The organism is Agromyces protaetiae (assembly GCF_004135405.1).
GTDB lineage: Bacteria > Actinomycetota > Actinomycetes > Actinomycetales > Microbacteriaceae > Agromyces > Agromyces protaetiae.
Genome location: NZ_CP035491.1, coordinates 2,068,980 through 2,089,139, shown reverse-complemented (window position 1 = coordinate 2,089,139; position 20,160 = coordinate 2,068,980). Strand labels below are relative to the sequence as shown.

16 protein-coding genes are annotated in these 20,160 nt (G+C 71.0%); 6 read left to right on the top strand and 10 right to left on the bottom strand.

Annotated features, from left to right (window positions below; all coding sequences use genetic code 11):
- Window positions 1-88: 88 nt before the first annotated feature.
- Window positions 89-4,261, top strand: coding sequence for a DUF7507 domain-containing protein (locus ET445_RS09745; RefSeq protein WP_165314359.1), 4,173 nt, complete (start codon window positions 89-91; stop codon window positions 4,259-4,261).
- Between the two features lie 62 nt (window positions 4,262-4,323).
- A complete protein-coding gene (locus ET445_RS09740) occupies window positions 4,324-5,196 on the top strand; it encodes a hypothetical protein (protein ID WP_129190983.1) in 873 nt (290 codons plus the stop codon).
- 90 nt (window positions 5,197-5,286) lie between these two features.
- Here ET445_RS09740 and ET445_RS09735 read toward each other — a convergent pair whose 3' ends face one another.
- Window positions 5,287-6,705, bottom strand: a complete 1,419-nt coding sequence (locus ET445_RS09735; RefSeq protein ID WP_129190980.1) for an MFS transporter — start codon at window positions 6,703-6,705, stop codon at window positions 5,287-5,289.
- A 77-nt stretch (window positions 6,706-6,782) separates the two neighbouring features.
- Between ET445_RS09735 and ET445_RS09730 the strand changes: the two genes are divergently transcribed.
- Window positions 6,783-8,333, top strand: coding sequence for a succinic semialdehyde dehydrogenase (locus ET445_RS09730; RefSeq protein ID WP_129190978.1), 1,551 nt, complete (start codon window positions 6,783-6,785; stop codon window positions 8,331-8,333).
- Window positions 8,334-8,368: 35 nt separating this feature from the next.
- Here ET445_RS09730 and ET445_RS09725 read toward each other — a convergent pair whose 3' ends face one another.
- Entirely contained in the window at window positions 8,369-8,761 is a 393-nt protein-coding gene (locus ET445_RS09725; RefSeq protein WP_129190976.1) for a twin-arginine translocase TatA/TatE family subunit, read from the bottom strand.
- 118 nt (window positions 8,762-8,879) lie between these two features.
- Here ET445_RS09725 and ET445_RS09720 point away from each other — a divergent pair, with 118 nt between their 5' ends.
- Complete coding sequence (locus ET445_RS09720) at window positions 8,880-9,512, top strand: O-methyltransferase (protein ID WP_129190974.1); 633 nt, start codon at window positions 8,880-8,882, stop codon at window positions 9,510-9,512.
- Between the two features lie 76 nt (window positions 9,513-9,588).
- On the opposite strand, the gene ET445_RS09715 is transcribed toward ET445_RS09720, so the two are convergent.
- The 3 genes from ET445_RS09715 to dapE all read right to left on the bottom strand — a co-directional run bounded on the left by ET445_RS09715 (window position 9,589) and on the right by dapE (window position 12,434).
- The gene (locus tag ET445_RS09715) at window positions 9,589-9,762 is read right to left on the bottom strand and encodes a DUF3117 domain-containing protein (protein WP_067875042.1); all 174 of its coding nucleotides are present in this window, start codon (window positions 9,760-9,762) and stop codon (window positions 9,589-9,591) included.
- Between the two features lie 282 nt (window positions 9,763-10,044).
- Window positions 10,045-11,358, bottom strand: a complete 1,314-nt coding sequence (locus ET445_RS09710; protein WP_243695151.1) for a glycosyltransferase family protein — start codon at window positions 11,356-11,358, stop codon at window positions 10,045-10,047.
- On the bottom strand, window positions 11,340-12,434 hold the full coding sequence (gene dapE, locus ET445_RS09705) for a succinyl-diaminopimelate desuccinylase (RefSeq protein WP_129190972.1): 1,095 nt from the start codon (window positions 12,432-12,434) through the stop codon (window positions 11,340-11,342). The genes ET445_RS09710 and dapE overlap by 19 nt, the downstream gene beginning before the upstream one ends.
- A 55-nt stretch (window positions 12,435-12,489) precedes the next feature.
- Between dapE and dapD the strand changes: the two genes are divergently transcribed.
- Window positions 12,490-13,500 carry a 2,3,4,5-tetrahydropyridine-2,6-dicarboxylate N-succinyltransferase gene (gene dapD / locus ET445_RS09700; protein ID WP_129190970.1) on the top strand — a complete coding sequence of 337 codons (1,011 nt, stop codon included), beginning with the start codon at window positions 12,490-12,492 and terminating at the stop codon, window positions 13,498-13,500.
- Window positions 13,501-13,594: 94 nt separating this feature from the next.
- Window positions 13,595-16,177: a penicillin acylase family protein gene (locus ET445_RS09695; RefSeq protein WP_243695150.1), complete on the top strand. Its 2,583-nt coding sequence runs from the start codon at window positions 13,595-13,597 to the stop codon at window positions 16,175-16,177.
- A gap of 104 nt (window positions 16,178-16,281) precedes the next feature.
- On the opposite strand, the gene ET445_RS09690 is transcribed toward ET445_RS09695, so the two are convergent.
- The 5 genes from ET445_RS09690 to ET445_RS09670 all read right to left on the bottom strand — a co-directional run bounded on the left by ET445_RS09690 (window position 16,282) and on the right by ET445_RS09670 (window position 20,133).
- Window positions 16,282-17,541 (bottom strand): citrate synthase, encoded by a 1,260-nt coding sequence (locus tag ET445_RS09690; protein ID WP_243695396.1) that lies wholly within the window; start codon window positions 17,539-17,541, stop codon window positions 16,282-16,284.
- Window positions 17,542-17,756: 215 nt separating this feature from the next.
- Window positions 17,757-18,869: a succinyldiaminopimelate transaminase gene (gene dapC, locus ET445_RS09685; protein ID WP_129190966.1), complete on the bottom strand. Its 1,113-nt coding sequence runs from the start codon at window positions 18,867-18,869 to the stop codon at window positions 17,757-17,759.
- Window positions 18,870-18,871: 2 nt separating this feature from the next.
- Window positions 18,872-19,192 carry a ferredoxin gene (gene fdxA / locus ET445_RS09680; protein WP_129190964.1) on the bottom strand — a complete coding sequence of 107 codons (321 nt, stop codon included), beginning with the start codon at window positions 19,190-19,192 and terminating at the stop codon, window positions 18,872-18,874.
- 36 nt (window positions 19,193-19,228) lie between these two features.
- Window positions 19,229-19,663: a hypothetical protein gene (locus ET445_RS09675; protein ID WP_129190961.1), complete on the bottom strand. Its 435-nt coding sequence runs from the start codon at window positions 19,661-19,663 to the stop codon at window positions 19,229-19,231.
- Window positions 19,664-19,674: 11 nt separating this feature from the next.
- Complete coding sequence (locus ET445_RS09670) at window positions 19,675-20,133, bottom strand: hypothetical protein (RefSeq protein WP_129190959.1); 459 nt, start codon at window positions 20,131-20,133, stop codon at window positions 19,675-19,677.
- Between the last annotated feature and the right edge of the window lie 27 nt (window positions 20,134-20,160).

The window sequence follows — 20,160 nt, the reverse complement described above, 5'->3', positions numbered from 1 at the left end:
TGTGCCGACGCAGGAGTTCGGGCACGCTGATCGCGGGGGCGGACGCAGACGGAGGGGGTCAATGCGGAGAGCGTGGCGCAGGGTCGGCATGGTGCTCGTCGCAGCACTCCTCGGCGGCGGCATCGTCGTCGTGGCGCCGCCCGTCGCCCCGCGCGCCGAGGCCGCGACTGCGCCCACTCCGCTCACGATGTGGCGCGAAGACTTCGAGAACGGCACGACGGACACGTACGTCGGACTTGAGGACTACATCGGTGCGAACGGCGAGCGCTACACCGCGTCGCCGTACTGGCTGGACTTCGCGCAGTGCAACGGGTTCCTGATGAGCGGCAACTCGACCGTGCCCGGGACCTGCCCGGCCGGAACGCTCGGATCGATGACCCGAGCCCTCGGTCTCATCCAGCTCGCGCACGGCGAACCGGTCGCCGATGTCGGTGACAACTTCGCGTTGTCGACGTTCAGCCGCAACAACCAGACCCAGGTCCCGCTCGGCACGACCATGCTCCAGACCGTCGGAACGGTGCCCCTGCAGTTCCGCGAGAATCCGAGCACCCGCACACGGTTCATCGGCTTCTCGGTGGACGCCGCCGAGACCGCCTGCGGCGCGTCCCAGCAGGCCCAGCTCGTCTTCACGCTGGGATATGGAGGACAGCAGTACACGGTCTCAGACGCCATCAAGCCCTGTTCAGACCCGCGCTCCGCGATCTACGGCGGCGTGCGGGGCGGTCGCTTCTACTCACCCGGCTCGTTCCTCGTCGATGCCGGACAACCCGGCGTCGCACAGCCCGCGAGCCTCGTCGTGTCGAATCTCGAGCCCCACGGCGGCAGCGGCAACGACGCCGCGATCGACAACATCAGCGTCTACGACGTGACCCCGGTCGTCGAGCCTTCGTTCGTCGAGACCTCCATGCCCTCCAACGGCACGGCCACCCTGCAGTTCGAGGTCGTCAATGCGACCGACCTCGCAGGAAAGCCCGGCTGGGGCTTCGACGCCGCGCTTCCCGACGGCCTCGAGATGGTGCCGGGGTCGGTCGCCGGCGGCTCGTGCTCCGCGACGGTGGATGCCTCGGGCGACACGGTCAGCGTGACAGCCGGCAATCTCGGCGCGGGCGTCGCGTCGTGCACGGTGACAGTGACGGTACGCCCTGTCTCGCCACCCGATCGTGCGAATCCGGAGACCCAGACCTTCGTCATCGGAGCCGACGACCTCGACCAGACGGTCGGCGTCGACCCCGTCGGAAGCGACCAGATCGAGTTCTACTTCGTCGACCTCGCGATCGCGAAGTCGGCGTCACCCGCAGAGGCCGGCCCCGGCGATACCGTCGCGTACACCGTGACCGCGACGAACGTCGGCAACGGTCCGTTCCTCGACGACTTCCCCGCGATCCTCGTCGACGACCTCACCGACGTGTTCGACGACGCGACCTTCAACGCCGACGCCGCGTTCGACCGCCCGGGCGAGACCCTGCTCGCGGGGGCGCCGCGACTCCGGTGGTCGGGCGGACTCGACCAGGGCGACACGGTCACGCTCACGTACACCGTGACCGTGCACGCTCCGCTGCCTGACGAGTCCGACAGAACGCTCCGCAATACGGCCTTCGCGGCCGAGACACCGGGGCAGGCAACCCCCGACTGCGACCCGGCCGATCCCGACCCGGCGGTGCCGTGCGCCGTGCACGAGATCGACCTCTGGAGTCTCGCGTTCACGAAGACGCCGTCGCCGACGACCGCGCTCGTCGGCGAGACCGTGACCTACACGCTTACAACGCTCAACGACGGCCTCGAGCCGCTCACCGTGACCGACCTCGACGACCCGCTCCTCGCCGACCTGACGTGGGACGACGACCTCGACCCGCCGTTCACCCTCGCCCCGGGCGACTCGGCCACCGCGACCGGCACGCACACCCTCACGCAGGCCGACGTCGACGCCGGCGGCGTGCCCAACACGGCGACGCTCACGGCCCAGACACCGCTCGGCACGACCGTCTCGCGCACCGCGTCGGCCGACGTGGATGCACCCCAGTCCCCCGGGCTCACGGTCGTGAAGGTCGCCGAGCTCTCGGGACCAGTCGACCCCGTGCCCGGAACTCCCGTCGATTTCTCCGCGACGATCGAGAACACCGGCAACGTCACGCTGACGGGCGTCGTCCTGAGCGATCCGCTCGTGCCGCCCGGTGACATCAGCTACGAATGGCCCGATCCGGCCTCCCCGGGCGTGCTCGCACCCGGCGAGTTCGCGACCGCCTCGGCGCCCTACCCGATCACCCAAGCCGACATCGACTCAGGCCGGGTCGTGAACACCGCGACGGTCGACGCCTCGACGTCCCTCGGCGCACCCGTGCACGCCGTCTCGAACGAAGAGACCGTCGTGATCGGGCAGACCGCGGCGATCCGCATCGTGAAGTCGGCCGTGCTGCCCCCCGTCCGCTCCCTCGGCGAGGTCGGCACCGCCATCCCGTACGAGTTCGAGATCACGAACACCGGCAACCTCGTGCTCGAGAACGTCACGGCCGCCGACCCGATCCTCGGCACGCTCGTCTACGGCGAGTGGCCCGGCGCGGCGGGCCGGCTGGAACCCGGGCAGAGCGTGACGGCGACCGGATCGGTCGCGATCACCCAGGCCGACCTCGACCGCGGCTCGATCGAGAACACGGCGACGGCGACCGGCACCCCAACGGTGCCGGCCGACGCGCCGACGGCCCAGAGCAACACCGTCACGGTCGTGCTGCCGTCCTCCCCCGCGATCGGTCTCGAGAAGACCGGATCGGTCGCCGAGCCCGTTGCGACCGGCTCGACCGTCGACTACGTCTTCACGATCACGAACCCGGGCAACCTGACCCTCACGGGCGTCGAGGTGTCCGACCCGCTCCTCGCGGGCGTCGACCTCGTGTACACGTGGCCCGATCCGGCCGCGCCCGGCGTGCTGCCGCCCGGACTCGAGGCGACCGCCGAAGCGAGCCTCGCCCTGAGTCAGTCGCAGATCGACGCGGGTGCCCTCACGAACCGCGCGACGGTCACGGGCACTCCCCCGCAGGGACTCGACGCCGTCTCCGACGAGGACGACGCCGAGGTCGAGTGGGAGCTCACCCCGTCGCTCGCCCTCGACGGCGTCGGCGAACTCGACGCGGGCTCCCGCCCCGACCCCGGCGACCCCGTCCGGTTCCTGTACACGATCACGAACGACGGCAACACGACGCTCACCGACGTCGACCTCGACGTGCCGACGCTCTGCGCAGACGGCGAGATCGGCGATCCGGTGTGGCCTGCCGCAGCGGGCACCCTCCTTCCCGGCGAGCACGCCACCGTGACCGCGACCTGCCCGCTCACTCGCGCCGAGATCGACGCCGGCGGCACCGACCAGACCGCCGTCGCCGTCGGGCAGCCCCCGCGCGGCGATCCGCTCGAGGCGAACGCCTCGCCCGCGGTCGTGCTGCCGCGCCTGCCCGAGGTGCGAATCGAGAAGTCGGGCGAGGTCGCCGACAACGGCGGCGCCGGGCCGGTCTACCCCGGACAGGTCGTCGTGTGGCACCTCACGATCTCGAACCTCGGCAACGTCACCCTCGACCCGCTCGTCGTCGACGACCCGCCCGTCGGCTTCGGGTCGATCGTGATCGAGTCCTGGCCCGACCGACCCGGCACCCTCCCCGCCGGCATGTCCGTCGAGGCCACGACCTGGTCGGTCGTCACCGAAGCCGACGCCGACCGCGGCTACGCCGAGAACGTCGGTCGCGTCGAGGGTCTCGCGCCAGACGAGCAGGAGCTCGACGACGAGGCATCCGCTCGCGTGGAACTGCCCGAGAGCCCCTCGATCGCGCTGAGCGTCGGCGGCGCGCTCGCGCCCGGTGCGACAGGTGCCGTCGGAGACCTCGTGACGTTCACCTACCACGCAACGAACACGGGCAACGTGACGCTCGATGAGGTCGACATCGTCGATCCGATGCCGGGGCTCAGCGCGCTCGTGTTCGACTGGCCGGGCGCCGACCGCCTCCTCGCGACGGGTGAGTCGGTCACGGCCGTTGCGACCTACGCCGTCACCGCGGACGACGTGGCGCGCGGCTGGGTGGCCGACCCCGCGACGGCGTCGGGCGTGTCGCCGCAGGGGACGACGGTCACCGCGACCGCCGACGTGCGGGTGCCGCTGCCGCGCCGGCCGTTGCCCGCGAGCGGCTTCGATGCGATGTCGCCGGTCGTCGCAGCGGTCTGGCTTCTGCTCGCGGGGGCCGTGCTCGTCGCGGCCCGTCGTCCGAGGCGGGTCCGACGCTGATTCGACGCCGCGCCGGATACGCCCCGATGCCACATATCCGCCGGTCCTCGGCGGCCCGTACGGTGGACTGGATCGTCGCGCTCTCGCTCGCCGGAGCCTCGCTGAGCGGCTGCGTGACGGCGACAGCGCCCGTGGAGACGCGGGATCCGGCAGGACTCTCGGGCATCACGGCGAGCGTGAGCCAAGGGCGCGTGGATGTCTCGAGCGGCCGCATCTTCGTGCTCGTCACGAACGGGCGCGACGAGCCGATCACGGTCGCGTCCGTCGAGGTGCACTCGCCCGGCTTCGAGCCGGGCATGGCGAAGCAGAAGCCGACGGCGTTCCCTGCCGGACGTGCGATCGCGATCCGCCTCGCCCCGACGGCCGCGATCTGCGACGAGCCGGTCGACCCGATCACGGTGCGGCTCGACGTCACGACGCCCGACGGCGCCGTGCACGACGAGGTCGCGGCGGATGACCCGTACGGGTCGCTCGAGCGCATCCACGACCAGGCCTGCCTCGGCGAGTCGGTCGCCGCGGTCGCCGCGCTGACCCTGCCCGATCACCTGCGGAGCACGGGTTCGGGCGCCGAACGGCGCGCGGTCATCGACATCGCCGTCGCGCCCGTCGGCGCCCCGGCCGACGGCGCGGCCGCTTCGTTCCACGTTTCGGGCGTGCGCGGCACGACGCTCATCAACGCCGAGGGCGGATTCAACTGGGATCTCGACCTGACGATCGCGGCGTCCGACCCGCCGTCGACGATCGAGCTTCCGGTGCGCCCGGGCCGCTGCGACGCGCACGCCGTCGCCGAGGACAAGATCGGCACGATCCTGCCGTTCGAGATCGAGACGAGCGACGGACGCTCGGGGCAGCTCGGGCTCCCTGCGAACGACACCCTCCGCGCCGAGCTCTACGCCTACTACTCCGAGCGCTGCGGGCTGCCGGGCTCGGGATAGACGTCGTGCGCGCGACGCAGACCCGGTTTCCACTCACGGCGGGCGGCACTTCGGCACCGGCGAAGCAACGCCCGTCGAGGTCGGCGCTCCCTACCCGACCGACGCGCTCGAGACGGGCACGTGCGAGACGTCCACGTCGCTCTTCCGCAGCGGATACCGCGCGAGCGCGACGAGGCTGAGGGCGACGAGCACCGCGGGAAGCGCGCTGAAGCTCAGCACGATGCCGGTGATCGCGGCGGGCCCCTGCCCGACGAATTCGGCACCCGTCGACTCGAGGTAGCCCGTCGAGGCGAGCACGATCGTGAGCAGGGTCGCCCCGAGCGCCATGCCCGTCGTCTCCCCGGCCGTCCAGACGCCCGTGAAGGTGCCCGCCCGGTCGATGCCGTGCTGTGCGCGGTCGTGCGAGATCACGTCGGGCAGCATCGCCATGGGCAGCGACTGCATGCCCGCGTAGGCGGCGCCCGCGATGCCGACCGGCAGGTACACCCACACGCCGGGCGCCCACAGGAGCCCGACGAGGCTCGCCGCCGCGAGCGCGAACACGATGCTCGCGAGCGCGAACCCCCGCTCCTTGCCGATGCGGCGGGCGAGCACCGCCCAGAGCGGCGCACACAGGAGCGCGGGCGCGATGAGCGCGACGAAGAGGAGCGTCACGGCGTCTTCGGAGCGCAGGACCCAGGTCGCGATGTACTGGGCGCCCGCGAGCATGCCTCCCGTCGCGAGCGCCTGGAGGAGGAACGCGGTGAGGAGCGTGCGGAACGGCCGGCTGCGCCGGAGCGCGGCGAAGCCCTCGCGGTAGCCCTCGAGCGGGCTGCGGCGCGAGGCATCCGCGCTGTCCAGGACATCCGCGCTGTCCGGGACATCCGGAGCACTCGCTGCGACCGCTCCGCGCGCCGCCGTCGTCGACGCGACGAGCATGCCTGCGCCGATCGCGATGCCAGCGACGATCGCCATGACGAGGTAGCCGACGTGCTCGTCGGCGAACGCGCCGCGGATCTCGGGGCCGCCCGCGCCGAACGCGAGGATCGCGAACGTCAACACGACGACGCGCCACGTGAGCAGCCGAGTGCGCTCGTCATAGCCGCCTGTGAGTTCGGCGGGGAGCGCGAGGTAGGGCACCTGGAAGACGCTGAACGCCGTCGCGGTCGCGAGGAACGCGATCGCGACCCAGACTCCGGATGCCACGGGGCCGATGCCTGCGGGCACGGCGAACGTGAGGATGAACCCGACCGGCAGGAGCGCGCCGCCGAGGAGCATCCACTTGCGCCGCGTGCCCGTCTCGAGGAGCGCGCGGTCGCTGCGGGCGCCGATCCACGGGTCGATGACCACGTCCCACACCTTCGCGAGCGTGACGACGAGTCCGGCCGCGAGCGCGGCGACGCCGAGCGTGTCGGTCAGGTAGTACACGAGGACGAGCCCGGGCAGCGTCGCGAACCCGCCGGTGCCGATCGAACCGATCGCGTACCGGGTGACGACACCGCGCGGGAGGGGGCGCTCCGCTGCGGTCATGGCGAGAGTGTAGCGGCGCCGCGAACTCGCGCAAGCCGCCCGGCGACCGACTGGGTCATCTGACCTAGACTGTGCGCATGCCTGCCCCCCGCACCCGAGCAGCACGGCCCGAGCCCCTCGCCGACGACGTCGTCGCGAGCGGTGCCGAGGCCGTCTGGATCCCCTCCCCGCTCACCGGCGAGCCCCACCACGAGCTGCCCCGATCGAGCGCCGACGACGTGCGCGACGCCGTCGCCCGGGCGCGGCTCGCGCAGCTCGCGTGGGCCCGCGCGGGCTTCGCGCACCGCGAGCGCGTGCTGCTGCGCGCCCATGACCTTCTGCTCGAGCGGCGCGAAGAGCTGCTCGACCTCATCCAGACGGAGAGCGGCAAGACCCGCGGGCAGGGCTTCGAGGAGCTCTTCGAGGCCGCGAGCGTCACGCGCTACAACGCGCTCACCGCCAAGAAGGTGCTGCGGGGGCGCACGCGTCGCTCAGGCATCCCGACCGTCGCGACCGCGCGCGTGCGCTATCAGGCGAAGGGCGTCGTCGGCGTCATCACACCGTGGAACTACGCCCTGAGCCTCGCCGCGATGGATGTCGTGCCTGCCCTCGCCGCCGGCTGCGCCGTCGTGCAGAAGGCCGACGACCAGGGCGCGCTCTCGATCCTCGCGCTCCGCCGTGCGTACATCGATGCGGGCGTGCCCGAGGCGCTGTGGGCCGTCGTGACGGGCCCCGCGAGCGTGGTCGGCGAAGCGCTCACCGACGAGGTCGACTACATCTGCTTCACCGGATCGACGGCCACCGGCCGGAAGATCGCCGAGAAGGCCGGCCGCCGCCTCGTCGGTGCGTCGCTCGAACTGGGCGGCAAGAACCCGCTCATCGTCCTCGACGACGCCGACCCCGTGAAGGCCGCGCAGAACGCCGCGCACGCGTGCTTCTCGGCCATGGGGCAACTGTGCGTCTCCATCGAGCGCATCTACGTGCACCGCAAGATCGCGGGCCCCTTCACGTCGGCGCTCGTCGACGTGCTCGAGCACGCGAAGGTCGGCACGGGCCTCGGGTTCGACGCCGACTTCGGGGTGCTCGCCTCCGAGACGCAGCTCGCCCGAGTCGAGTCGCAGTTCGACGACGCCGTCTCGAAGGGCGCGACCGTGCTCGTCGGCGGCACGCGCCTGCCCGACGTCGCGCCGTGGGCATTCGCCCCGACCGTCGTCACGGGCGTCACGCCCGACATGACCCTCTACGCCGAGGAGACGTTCGGCGCGATCGCCGCGCTCTACCTCGTCGACAGCGACGAAGAGGCGATCATCGCGGCGAACGCGAGCGACTACGGCCTCAACGCGGCTGTGTTCAGCGGCGACGCACGTCGCGCGACGCGCATCGCGAACGCCATCGCGGCCGGCAGCGTCAACATCAACGAGGGCTACCGCGGGAGTTTCGCCGCCGTCGACGCGCCCATGGGCGGGCAGAAGTCGTCGGGTGTCGGTCGGCGCAACGGCGCCGAGGGTCTGCTGCGGTTCGTCGAACCGGTCACCGTTGCGAAGTCGACGGGGCTTCTTCAGCTGCCGCGCACCGCGAAGGAGTACGAGGCTCAGGCGCCGTTGCTGCTCCTGCTCGCGCGGGCGCTGCGGCGGCTGCGGCGGGCGTAGGCGGGGCGAAGCGGCCGGGCGGGGTGGGCCCCCGCTCAGGTCGCCTCGGCGTCGAACGGCGCAGCCTCGCCCGCCGCGAGCTGCTCGCGCGTGCGCTTGCGCTGGAGGTAGGCCGAGTTCTCGTTGACGGCGGCGCGCGCGACGACGGGCTTCGCGTCGGGCTCGGCGAAGGGGTCGGCATCCGTCAGCGCTTCGCGGATGATCCGGCGCGGGTCGTACTGGCGAGGATCGAGCTTCTTCCAGTCGACCTCGTCGAACTCGGGACCCATTTCTTCGCGCATGCGGTCTTTCGCGCCGTTGGCGAGGTCTCGGAGCGACCGCACGAGCTGGCCGAGCTTCGCGGCGTAGTGCGGCAGGCGTTCAGGGCCGAGCAGGAAGACGGCGATCACCCCGATGAGGAGGAGCTTCTCGAACGTCAAACCGAACATCTGTTCAGGATAGTCGGCGGAAACCGTGCGTGGGCTCCGATCGGGAGCGGCGAGGCATCCGCCCCGCTCCTCGCCCGACCCCTATTCTTGAATGCTGGGCGATCGCAGGGAGCTGATGGTGTCGGAACACGACCTGAACTGGAAGTACGTCGACGAGTCCGTCGTCGAGCACGACCTCGTCGCCCGGGCCAGGCAGCACTCGCTCGAGCTCGGCATCGAGCCGGTCTCGCCCGCCGTGGGGGCGCAGCTCGCGGTGCTCGCGGCCGCGGCGCGCGCCGAGTCGATCATCGAAGTCGGCACGGGCGTGGGCGTCTCAGGGCTCTGGATGCTCCGTGCGGCGCGCTCGGCGCTCTTGACCTCGATCGACACCGAGACCGAGTACCAGCAGCACGCCCGCGAGCTCTTCGCCGAGGCGGGCGTCGCGCCCGCCCGCGTACGTCTCATCACGGGCCGTGCGGCAGAGGTGCTGCCGCGGATGAACGAGGCGTCGTACGATCTCGTCTTCATCGACGCCGACGCGCCGAACGTGATCGAGTACGTCGAGCACGGGTTGCGCCTCGCGAAGTCGAAGGGCACCGTGGTCGTGGCTCGCGTGCTCGGCAAGGGCCGCGTCGCCGATCCCGCACGTCGCGACGAGACATCCACCGCGTTCCGCACGCTCATCGGTGAGCTGGCGTCGTCGTCGGCGGTCTCGACCGCGATCTCCCCCGCGGGAGACGGGTTGCTCCAGATCGTGAAGCTCGGCGCCTGAGTCTGCGACCGAAGTCGCCGACTCAGGCGCCGAATCCTTGAGCTTCACGCTCGGCTCGCGCCGTGCGCCGACCCCGTCAGGCGGGGTTCACGACGCCGCCGAGGACGTCGTAGAGCTCCTTGGCCTCAGCGTCGTTCACCGAGACGACGAGTCGACCGCCACCTTCGAGCGGCACCCGCACGATGATGAGTCGACCCTCCTTCACAGCCTCCATCGGCCCGTCTCCGGTGCGTGGCTTCATGGCCGCCATTGAGCTACCCCTTTCGTGGCTGAGATTCCATTATCCCCCGGGAACGGCGGGCCCGGGAAATCACGGGGGGTCTGTGGACAGCCGAAACGGGTCCGAACGGCGACCAGAAGGTAACGATCTGGTTTCGCGGGCGGATCAGGACAAACAAACCGAGCGCAGTTCGTTATTTCGCAGTTCGAAGCGAGGAATGCTCGCTCTTGTGCACCTCGATGAGGCGCTCACGAACGGACCCGCGACCTCACTTGCGACGGGCTCACGCCGGCGACCTCACTTGCGACGGGCTCACGGCGGCGTCCAGTCGGCCCCGTCGATGACCCACGCGATCTGGAGCCACCAGATCTGGAGCAGCAGGAAGACGGTCGCGATGCTCCACCGGTACCACCGTGCCCGCGGCACCGCGAGCGCGCCCACGAGGGGGAACAGCGGCGCGAGCAGCCGGAAGGTGCTCGACTGCGGAAAGAACACCGCGAGCAGGTAGAGCCCGTAGCTCGCGAGCCACAGCCGGATGTCGGTGCCGAGCCGTCTCACGGCCGGGAGGAAGAGGGCCGCGCCGAACCCGAGTGCGACGAGCCCGACCGCGACGCTCGCGAGGCCCGCGAGCAGTTGCGCGTCGAGCCCGGCCCCGCCGAACCACACCGTGAACCACCACCGCGCGCCCTGGAACCACGGCGTGAACGGCAGGAGCTCTCCATAGCCGACGTAGCTCGAACGCCACGCGAGTTCGGTCTCGGTGTACGCGCCCGACTCGCCCGTGAAGTACCAGGCGATCGCCGGCCACGCGAAGCCCACGACGACCGCGAACGCCGTGACGCCGGCGACGAGCCATCGATCGGCGGCGGCGAACGGCTCGCGTTTCCGCCGAAGGAACCGCACGAGCCAGTGCAGGCCGAGGGCGAGGGCGAACGCGAGCATGCCCGGCCGAGTGAACGCCCACGCCAGCATGACCGGGACGAGCCATCCGTACCGCCGGTCGACGAGGAGGAGCAGCGCGAGCGCGATCCACAGGAAGCCGAGCGACTCGGCATAGCCGAACTGCATGATCGGCGAGACCGGCGCGACGCAGAACAGCACGACGGCGAACATGGCCCGGTCGGGAGCCAGGAACTTCGACATGAGCCGGTGGAAGACGAGCGCCGCGCCGAGGCCGGCCGCGAGCGAGACGAGCACCGAGGCGATGTCCCACGGGATGCCGAGAGCGCTCACGACACGGACGATCGCGGGGTAGACCGGCAGGAACGCCCACGCGTTCTCGGTGACGTGTCCCTGGTCGTTCCGCGGGAGGTCGGCCGGGTAGCCGTTGCCGGCGATCGACTGATACCAGCGCGCGTCCCACAGGTTCGAGAACTCGAAGAGTCCCGGGCGCCCGTCACCCGTCCACGCGTTCGGCGCCTGCCCGGCGGCGAACACGAGGAGGAACACGGTCGTGATCGCCCGAGCCCCCGCGAAGATCAGGATGACTCGCGCCCACCACGGCAGCACCCGCCACCGGACGCGCGGCGACCACCGAGTCGCACGGAACGGGTCAGGCTCTCGCGCCGCTCGCGTTCCGGCCGCCTCGGTCATGCCGTCGGAACCGCTCAATCCGCGGTGAGCCACGCGCGGAGCGCACGCTCGACGTCGAGGATCTGCGACACCGGCACCCGCTCGTCGTCGGCGTGCGCCTTGATGGGGTCGCCGGGGCCGTAGTTGACGGCGGGCACGCCGAGGGCGCTGAAGCGCGCGACATCCGTCCAGCCGTACTTGGGCCGCGCCTCTGCGCCGACGGCCGCGACGAACTCCTGCGCGAGCGCCGCGTCGAGACCGGGACGCGCGCCGTCGGCGGCGTCGACGATCGCGACGTCGTAGTCGGCGAAGAGGGCTCTGACGATGTCGGATGCCTCGGCGACCGATTTGCTCGGCGCGAAACGGTAGTTCACGGTCAGCACGGCCTCGTCGGGCACGACGTTGCCCGCGACGCCGCCCGCGACGGCGACGGCGTTGAGCCCCTCACGGTACGCGAGCCCGTCGACCTCGACGGTCTCGGCCTCGTAGGCTGCGAGCCTCGCGAGCGCGGGTGCGAGCTTGTGCACGGCGTTCTCGCCCATCCAGCTGCGCGCCGTGTGTGCGCGGAGGCCCTTCGTGCGGATCTCGGCGCGGAGGGTGCCGTTGCAGCCGCCCTCGACCTGCCCGTTCGACGGTTCGCCGAGAATGGCGAAGTCACCTGCGAAGAGGTCGGGCCGGTGCTCGGCGAGGCGCCTCAGACCGTTGAGATCGGCCGACACCTCTTCGTGGTCGTACCACATCCACGTGAGGTCGTAGGCGGGCTCGACGAGCTCGGCCGCGAGCTTCAACTGCACGGCGACGCCCGCTTTCATGTCGACCGTGCCGCGCCCCCACAGGTACTCGGTGCCGTCGGCGTCGGTCTCGAATCGGCTCGGCAGGTTCTTGTTGATCGGCACGGTGTCGATGTGGCCCGCGATGACGACCCGCCGCGCGCGGCCGAGGTTCGTGCGCGCGACGATCGTGTCGCCGTCGCGGATGACCTCGAGATGGGATGCCCCGGCCAGCGCCGCGACGATCGCATCGGCGAGCGCCGTCTCGTCGCCCGACACGCTCGGGAAGTCGCAGATCGCCTTCGTGAGCGCGACGGAGTCGGAGGCGAGGTCGAGCACGGTCGGTGAAGCGTCGGGCATCCCCACAGTTTACGGATGCCCGACATGGTCGATGCGCCGCCGGTACCCTTGACGCATGCCCGCGAACGACGCCCCCGCCCCCGCACGCCTCGCCTCCGGAACCGGAGTCGCGACGATCGCCCTCGCCGACGGCGTCGTGCTCGACACGTGGTTCCCGGCTCCTGGCCTCGGCGCGCTGTCGACGCAGCCGCCCGTCGTGTTCGGCGAGTTCTCGGGTGACGACGTCGTCGTCCCGACGCCCGGCTCAGCACCCATGCCGCACACCGAGACGACCGACGAGCGCCGCGGGGTCCGCACCGAGATCGTCACGGTCGAGATCGACCTCGACGCGCCGCCCGCGTCGACATCCGACGCGTACCTCCGCCTCCACGTGCTCTCGCACCTCCTGGCCGCGCCGAACACCGTCAACCTCGACGGCATCTTCGCGTACCTCCCGAACGTCCTCTGGACGAGCGCAGGCCCCATGCGACCCGACGACTTCCCGACCCGCCGCCTCGCGCTCCAGCGAGCGGGCGTCCAGATTACGGGCCTCGACAAGTTCCCGCGCCTCACCGACTACGTCGTGCCCGCCGATCGCGTGCGCATCGCCGACGCGTCGCGCGTGCGGCTCGGCGCGCACCTCGCACCCGGCACGACCGTCATGCACGAGGGCTTCGTGAACTTCAACGCGGGCACCCTCGGCTCGTCGATGGTCGAAGGCCGCATCTCGCAGGGCGTCGTCGTGGGCGACGGCTCCGACGTGGGCGGCGGGGCATCCATCATGGGCACCCTGTCGGGCGGCGGCACGCAGCGCGTCTCGATCGGCGAACGCGCCCTCCTCGGCGCGAACTCGGGCATCGGCATCTCGATCGGCGACGACTCGGTCGTCGAGGCAGGCCTCTACGTGACGGCCGGCACGAAGGTCGCCGTCCTCGGCGGTAAAGAGGCGCGCCCGCGCATCGTGAAGGCCGTCGAGCTGTCGGGCCTTCCGAACCTCCTGTTCCGCCGCAACTCGCTCACGGGTCAGGTCGAGGTGCTCTCGCGTTCGGGCGACGGCGTCGTGCTGAACGCCGCCCTCCACGCGTGATCGTTTCGTAGCCGAATCCGCGCATCCGCTCGGGTAGGTTGGATGCTCCCCCACCGCGCGTCGCGGCGGGCGGAGCCGATCACGAAGGAGTGCCGTGGGCACCGATGCGCCGAGAACCGCCAAGCACCGCTGGGGCAAGATCGTGGCGGGCATCCTCGTAGGCGTCCTCGTGCTCGCGGGAGCCGCGGTCGGGCTCGGCTGGTGGACGGTGCAGCGCTCCTTCCCCCAGACGAGCGGGTTCCTGGATGTCACGGGGCTCGACGAACCCGTCACGGTCACGCGCGACGACGCAGGCGTGCCGCGCATCCGCGCCGACACCGACCACGACCTCTTCTTCGCGCAGGGCTTCGTGCACGCGCAGGACCGCTTCTGGGAGATGGACTTCCGCCGCCATGTGACGGCGGGCCGGCTTGCCGAACTCTTCGGCGAATCGATGGTCGGCACCGACTCCTTCGTGCGCACGCTCGATTGGCGCGGCGTCGCCCAAGCGGAGTACGAAGCGCTCGACGAGCCGACGAAGGCGATCTACGACGCCTATGCCGACGGGGTGAACGCGTACCTCGAGACCCGTTCGGGCGCCGATCTGTCGCTCGAGTACGCCGTCCTCGGCCTCCAGAACCCCGGGTACTCCCCCGAGCCGTGGAACGCCGTCGACTCGATCGCGTGGCTCAAGGCGATGGCGTGGGATCTCCGTTCCAACCTCGAAGACGAGATCGACCGGGCGCTCCTCGCGACCGCGCTGCCGCCCGAAGAGGTCGCGCGACTCCACCCCGGCTTCGACATGGCCGGCATGCCGACGATCATGGGCGGCTCCCCCGTCCCCGTCGCGGCGCCGGCATCGACGGGCACCGTCGAACCGATCGATTCGGTCGACTCAGACGCTGCGGATGCTTCGGGGTCGGCCTCCGAGACATCCGCCGACGCCGCTCCCGCCCTCGCAGAACTCCGCGCGACACTCGACGCGATGCCCGAGCTCCTCGGCCGCGCCGGCAACGAGATCGGCTCGAACTCGTGGGTCGTCTCGGGCTCGCTGACCGACACGGGCAAGCCCATCCTCGCGAACGACCCGCACCTCGGCCCCGCGATGCCCTCGATCTGGGCGCAGATGTCGCTCGCGTGCTCGGCGATCGACGACGACTGCCACTACGACGTCTCGGGCTACACGTTCTCGGGCCTGCCGGGCGTCATCATCGGCCACAACGCGCGCATCGCGTGGGGCTTCACGAACCTCGGCCCGGATGTCGCCGACCTCTACCTGGAACGCGTCACGGGCGACGAGTACGAACTCGACGGCGCCATGCAGCCGCTCACCGTGCGGCGCGAGACCATCGAGGTCGCAGGCGGCGACCCGCAGACGATCGAGGTCCGCTCGACCGCGCGCGGACCGCTCGTGACGGGCATCAGCGGCGATTTCGAGCAGGTCGCCGTCGGCGAGTCCGAGGCGCACGGCGAGGGGGACCTCCAGCTGTCGCTGCAGTGGACGGCCCTCACGCCCGGGTCGACCCCGCAGGCGATCTTCGCGCTCAACCGCGCGCAGAACTGGGACGAGTTCCGCAGCGCGGCGGCGCTCTTCGAAGTGCCGAGCCAGAACCTCATCTACGCCGATGTCGACGGCAACATCGGCTACCAGGCCCCCGGTGAGATCCCTATCCGGCTGACGGGCGACGGCACCGTGCCGCTCGCCGGCTGGACGAGCGAGAACGGCTGGTCGGGAACGGTCCCGTTCGAGCAGCTGCCGTCGATGACGAACCCCGCGAGCGGCTACATCGTGACCGCCAACAACGCCGTCGCGGCCGACGGACCCATGCTCACAAAGGACTGGGACCTCGGCTACCGCGCACGCGCGATCGACGCGCGCATCCAGGCGCTCATCGCGACCGGTGAGAAGATCTCCGCGGACGAGCTCGCCGACATCCAACTCGACACGACCGACGCGAACGCACAGTCGTTCCTCCCGGTCATCGAAGGCCTCGACCTCGACGGCGACGCGGCCCGCGGCCAGGCGCTCCTCGACGACTGGGACGGCCACGCCGACGTCGACAGCCCCGAGGCGGCGTACTTCGCCGTGTTCTGGAAGACGGTCCTCGACCGGATGTTCCGCGACCTCCCCGAGGGCACGAGGCCCGCGGGCGGCGACCGCTGGTTCACCGTCGTCGACACGCTCCTCGACGAACCCGATTCGCAGTGGTGGACCGACCCCGACACCGACGCGACCGGACGCGACGCCGTCATCGCCGCGTCGCTCGCCGCCGCGTGGACCGAGGCGAGCGACCGGCTCGGCAGCAACCCCGACCGCTGGAGCTGGGGCAAGCTCCACACCCTCACGCTCACGAACCAGAGCTTCGGCGTCTCGGGCATCGGCCCCATCGAGTGGCTCTTCAATCGCGGACCGTACGAAGTCGGCGGCGGCTCCGCCGTGCCCGACGCGATCGCGTGGGACGCCCGCGTCGGCTACGAGGTCGACTGGGTGCCGTCGATGCGCATGATCGTCGACCTCGCGAACTTCGACCGCTCGGAGTGGATCAACCTCACGGGTGCCTCGGGCCATGCGTTCAACCCGCACTACGACGATCAGGCGCCGCTCTGGCAGCGCGGAGAACTGCGGCCGTGGGCATTCACGCAGAAGGCCGCCGACGCCGCGTCCGACGAGAGCCTCGTGCTGCGCCCGGCGGGCTGAGCCGCACGGCGGGCTGAGCCGCCCGGCGGGCTGAGCCGCACGACACGGGCTCAGACGCAGAACGGGCCGGGAGCGAATCGCTCCCGGCCCCTTCTGCTCGGCGGTCAGCCGCGCGGGTACTGCCGCTCGGGCTCGCCCGTGTACAGCTGCTGCGGTCGACCGATCTTCGTCTGCGGATCGTGGTTCATCTCGCGCCAGTGGGCGATCCAGCCGGGCAGGCGGCCGATCGCGAAGAGCACGGTGAACATGCGCGTGGGGAAGCCCATGGCCTTGTAGATGACGCCCGTGTAGAAGTCGACGTTCGGGTAGAGCCGGCGCTCTTTGAAGTAGTCGTCTTCGAGGGCGAACTGCTCGAGCTCCTTCGCGATGTCGAGCAGCGGGTCGTTGACGCCGAGGCCCTCGAGCACGGCGTCGGCGGACTGCTTGACGATCTTCGCGCGCGGGTCGTAGTTCTTGTAGACGCGGTGCCCGAAGCCCATGAGCTTGACGCCGTCTTCTTTGTTCTTGACGCGCTCGACGAACTTGCCGACGCCTTCGCCCGACTCCTGGATGCGGGCGAGCATCTGCAGCACGGCCTCGTTCGCGCCGCCGTGCAGCGGACCCGAGAGGGCCTGGATGCCGGCCGAGATCGACGAGTAGAGGTTGGCGCCCGTCGAGCCGACGAGGCGGACGGTCGAGGTCGACGCGTTCTGCTCGTGGTCTTCGTGGAGGATGAGGAGCCGATCGAGCGCGAGCGAGAGCGTCGGGTCGATCTGGTACGGCTCGGCCATGTTGCCGAAGTTCAGGCGCAGGAAGTTGTCGACGAAGCTGAGCGAGTTGTCGGGGTACAGGAATGCCTGGCCGATGCTCTTCTTGTGCGCATACGCGGCGATGACGGGCAGCTTCGCGAGGAGGCGGATCGTCGTGAGCTCGACGTCGTCGGGGTTCTGCGGGTCGGAGGAGCCCTCGTAGTACGTCGAGAGCGCGGCGACGGCGCTCGACAGCACCGACATGGGGTGCGCCGTGTGCGGCAGCGACGAGAAGAACCGCTTGAGGTCTTCGTGGAGGAGCGTGTGGTGGCGGATCTTGTCGTCGAACTCGGCGAGCTGATCGGCCGTCGGCAGTTCGCCGTAGATGAGGAGCCACGCGACCTCGAGGTACGTCGAGTGCTGCGCTAGCTGCTCGATGGGGTACCCGCGGTAGCGGAGGATGCCCTGCTCGCCGTCGATGTAGGTGATCGCCGACCGCGTCGACGCGGTGTTGACGAACCCGTAGTCGAGGCCGGTGAACCCGGTCTGCCGGGTCAGCGTCGACAGGTCGAGGCTCGAGTTGCCCTGCACCGCGGGACGGATGGGGAACTCGGCGGTGCCGCCGGGGAAATTCAGGGTCGCGGAAAGCGGGGTCTCCCCGCCCGCGGGGTTCTGGACGTCGCTCACGGCGCCTCCTGTGATCGTCACTTGCGCGGTCACCTTCTCCCGGCCGGGCGCCGGTCGGCGCCCTCGGCCCACTACAGCCTAGACGTGCCAGCGGCACACTGTGACATCCGCCAAGCCATACGGCCTTCCGTTGCGGACGCCGACAGCAACCGTCGGCAACAACGTTACGGAGCCGCCGAAACGAGGCGTTCGGCGGCGGATGCCACGGCTGCATCGCTCGCGGTGAGCGAGAGCCGCACGTGCTCGGGGTAGTGCACCCCGTAGAAGTGACCGGGACCCGCGACGATGCCGAGATCGGCGAGCCGGCCGATCGACTCCCACGCGTCGCGCCCCTCGGTCGCCCACAGGTAGAGGCCCGCCTCGCTGTGGTCGATGCGGAACCCCGCGCCCTCGAGCGCCGGCTTCAGGATCGCACGCCGCGCGGCGTAGCGCGCCTTCTGCTCGGCCACGTGCGCGTCGTCGCCGAGGGCTACGGCCATAGCGTGCTGGAGCGGTGCGGGCACCATGAGCCCGGCGTGCTTGCGGGCGGTCGTGAGCCGGTCGATCGCGACGGGGTCGCCCGCGACGAACGCCGCGCGGTAGCCCGCCATGTTCGACTGCTTCGAGAGCGAGTAGATCGCGAGCGTGCCCGCGAGGTCGCCGCCCGTGACCCGCGGATCGAGGAGGCTCGGCACGGGCTCATCGGCCCACTCGCCCTCCCACCCGAGCTCGGCGTAGCATTCGTCGCCGACGATCCACGCCCCGAGTTCGCGGGCGCGCTCGCGCGCCCGCCGCAGCTCGTCGATGCCGAGCACGCGGCCGTCGGGATTGCCGGGGCTGTTGAGCCACACGAGCTTCGTCGCATCGGGCCACTCGGCGGGGTCGTCGGACGCGAACGCCGTCGCGCCCGCGAACACGGCACCCATCTCGTAGGTCGGGTAGGCGGCCCGCGGGTGCACGACGACGTCGCCCGCGCCGACCCCGAGCAGGAACGGCAGGAGCGCGACGAGTTCTTTCGAGCCGATGGTCGGGAGCACGGAGGCCCCGTCGAGCCCCGTGACCCCGCGGCGACGCGCGAACCAGTCGACGATCGCGCGACGAAGCTCGGAAGTGCCGACCGTGGTCGGGTACGCGTGGGCGTCGGTCGCCTCGGCGAGGGCCGCACGCACGACGTCGGGCGTCGGGTCGACGGGGGATCCGATCGAGAGATCGACCACACCGCCGGGGTGCGCTTCAGCGCGCGCCCGGTACGGGGTCATAAGATCCCACGGGTAGTCGGGCAGGGGGCCGAGCCCCATGATCAGTGCCCCTGCGGGGGAAGAGCGGCGACGAGGGGGTGGTCGTAGGCGATGACGCCGACCTTGGCCGCGCCACCGGGCGAGCCGATCTCGTCGAAGAACTCGACGTTGGCCTTGTAGTAGTCGGCCCACTCGTCGGGCAGGTCGTCTTCGTAGTAGATCGCCTCGACGGGGCACACGGGCTCGCACGCTCCGCAGTCGACGCACTCGTCGGGGTGGATGTAGAGCGACCGCTCGCCCTCGTAGATGCAGTCGACGGGACACTCGTCGATACAGGCGCGGTCTTTCACATCGACGCACGGCAGGGCGATGACGTAGGTCACGGTGGGTGGGGTCCCTTCGAGTGGAGTGGGACCAGTCTATGCCGCGGCCGGGGGCGGCGAGTCGTCGTGCGACGCCGGGCGACGCCGCGCGGGCAACGACGGCCATGCCACGATCAGCACCGCGATGAGCGCGGGTGCGACCGCCCAGACCGTGCCCACGATCGTGCCCGGCACGAGCACCGATCCGCCCACGCCCGGGAGGGTGAAGAGGCCGACGACGGCGATGACGCCGACCCCCGCGGCGCCCGCTGCGAGCCGGCTCACGAGGAGGCGCATGCCGATGAGGAGCGCGGCCACCCCGACGAGTGCGACGACGATCCCCCACGGCAGCACGAACTCGCCGAACCGCAATTGGTGGCGATGCCCGACGGTGCCGAGCGACCCGTAGATCGCTCCGACGACGAAGGAGACGAGGGCGACGACGAGCGGGTTCGACGCGCGCGGCGTGGGCTCGAGAAGCGTGCCGCTCACTGCACCGCCGCTCACTGCACCGACGTGATCGTGTAGGCGAGGCCGTCGGTGTCGCCCGTGACGAGCACGTTCCACGTGCCGTTCGTGCGCATCGCGAAGCCCTCGACCGTCACGCCGACGTCGGTCGGCTCGGTGTAGCCGGCGGCCTCGAGCTTCGCGACGGCGTCGGCGACGGGGTCGGCGCCCGTCGCCTTGACGGTCACGAGCCAGCCCGTCTCGCCCTCGGCGTCGTTGCCCGCGGCGAAGAGGATCTCGCCGTCGACGAGCGGCACCTCGTCTTTCGGGAAGCCCTCGGGCAGGTCGCCGCCGAGCGACACATCGCCGCCCGTGGCGTCTTCGATGGCCTTCTCGGCGCCGCCGCTCACGAGGTCGCCGATGGGGTTGCCGAAGCAACCCGTGAGGAGGGTCGTCGTGACGGCCGCGCCCGCGAGCACGGTCAGGAGACGGCGGACGGTGCGCTGCGTGGACATGGCGCGAGTCTACCGCCGGGCATGGCG

Coding starts and splice junctions, on each gene's coding strand:
- ET445_RS09725 (WP_129190976.1), bottom strand. CDS start 8,761: ATGTTCGGTTTGACGTTCGAGAAGCTCCTCCTCATCGGGGTGATCGCC.
- dapE (WP_129190972.1), bottom strand. CDS start 12,434: ATGCCCGACGCTTCACCGACCGTGCTCGACCTCGCCTCCGACTCCGTC.
- ET445_RS09730 (WP_129190978.1), top strand. CDS start 6,783: ATGCCTGCCCCCCGCACCCGAGCAGCACGGCCCGAGCCCCTCGCCGAC.
- ET445_RS09735 (WP_129190980.1), bottom strand. CDS start 6,705: ATGACCGCAGCGGAGCGCCCCCTCCCGCGCGGTGTCGTCACCCGGTAC.
- ET445_RS09715 (WP_067875042.1), bottom strand. CDS start 9,762: ATGGCGGCCATGAAGCCACGCACCGGAGACGGGCCGATGGAGGCTGTG.
- dapC (WP_129190966.1), bottom strand. CDS start 18,869: ATGGGGCTCGGCCCCCTGCCCGACTACCCGTGGGATCTTATGACCCCG.
- ET445_RS09745 (WP_165314359.1), top strand. CDS start 89: ATGGTGCTCGTCGCAGCACTCCTCGGCGGCGGCATCGTCGTCGTGGCG.
- ET445_RS09670 (WP_129190959.1), bottom strand. CDS start 20,133: ATGTCCACGCAGCGCACCGTCCGCCGTCTCCTGACCGTGCTCGCGGGC.
- dapD (WP_129190970.1), top strand. CDS start 12,490: ATGCCCGCGAACGACGCCCCCGCCCCCGCACGCCTCGCCTCCGGAACC.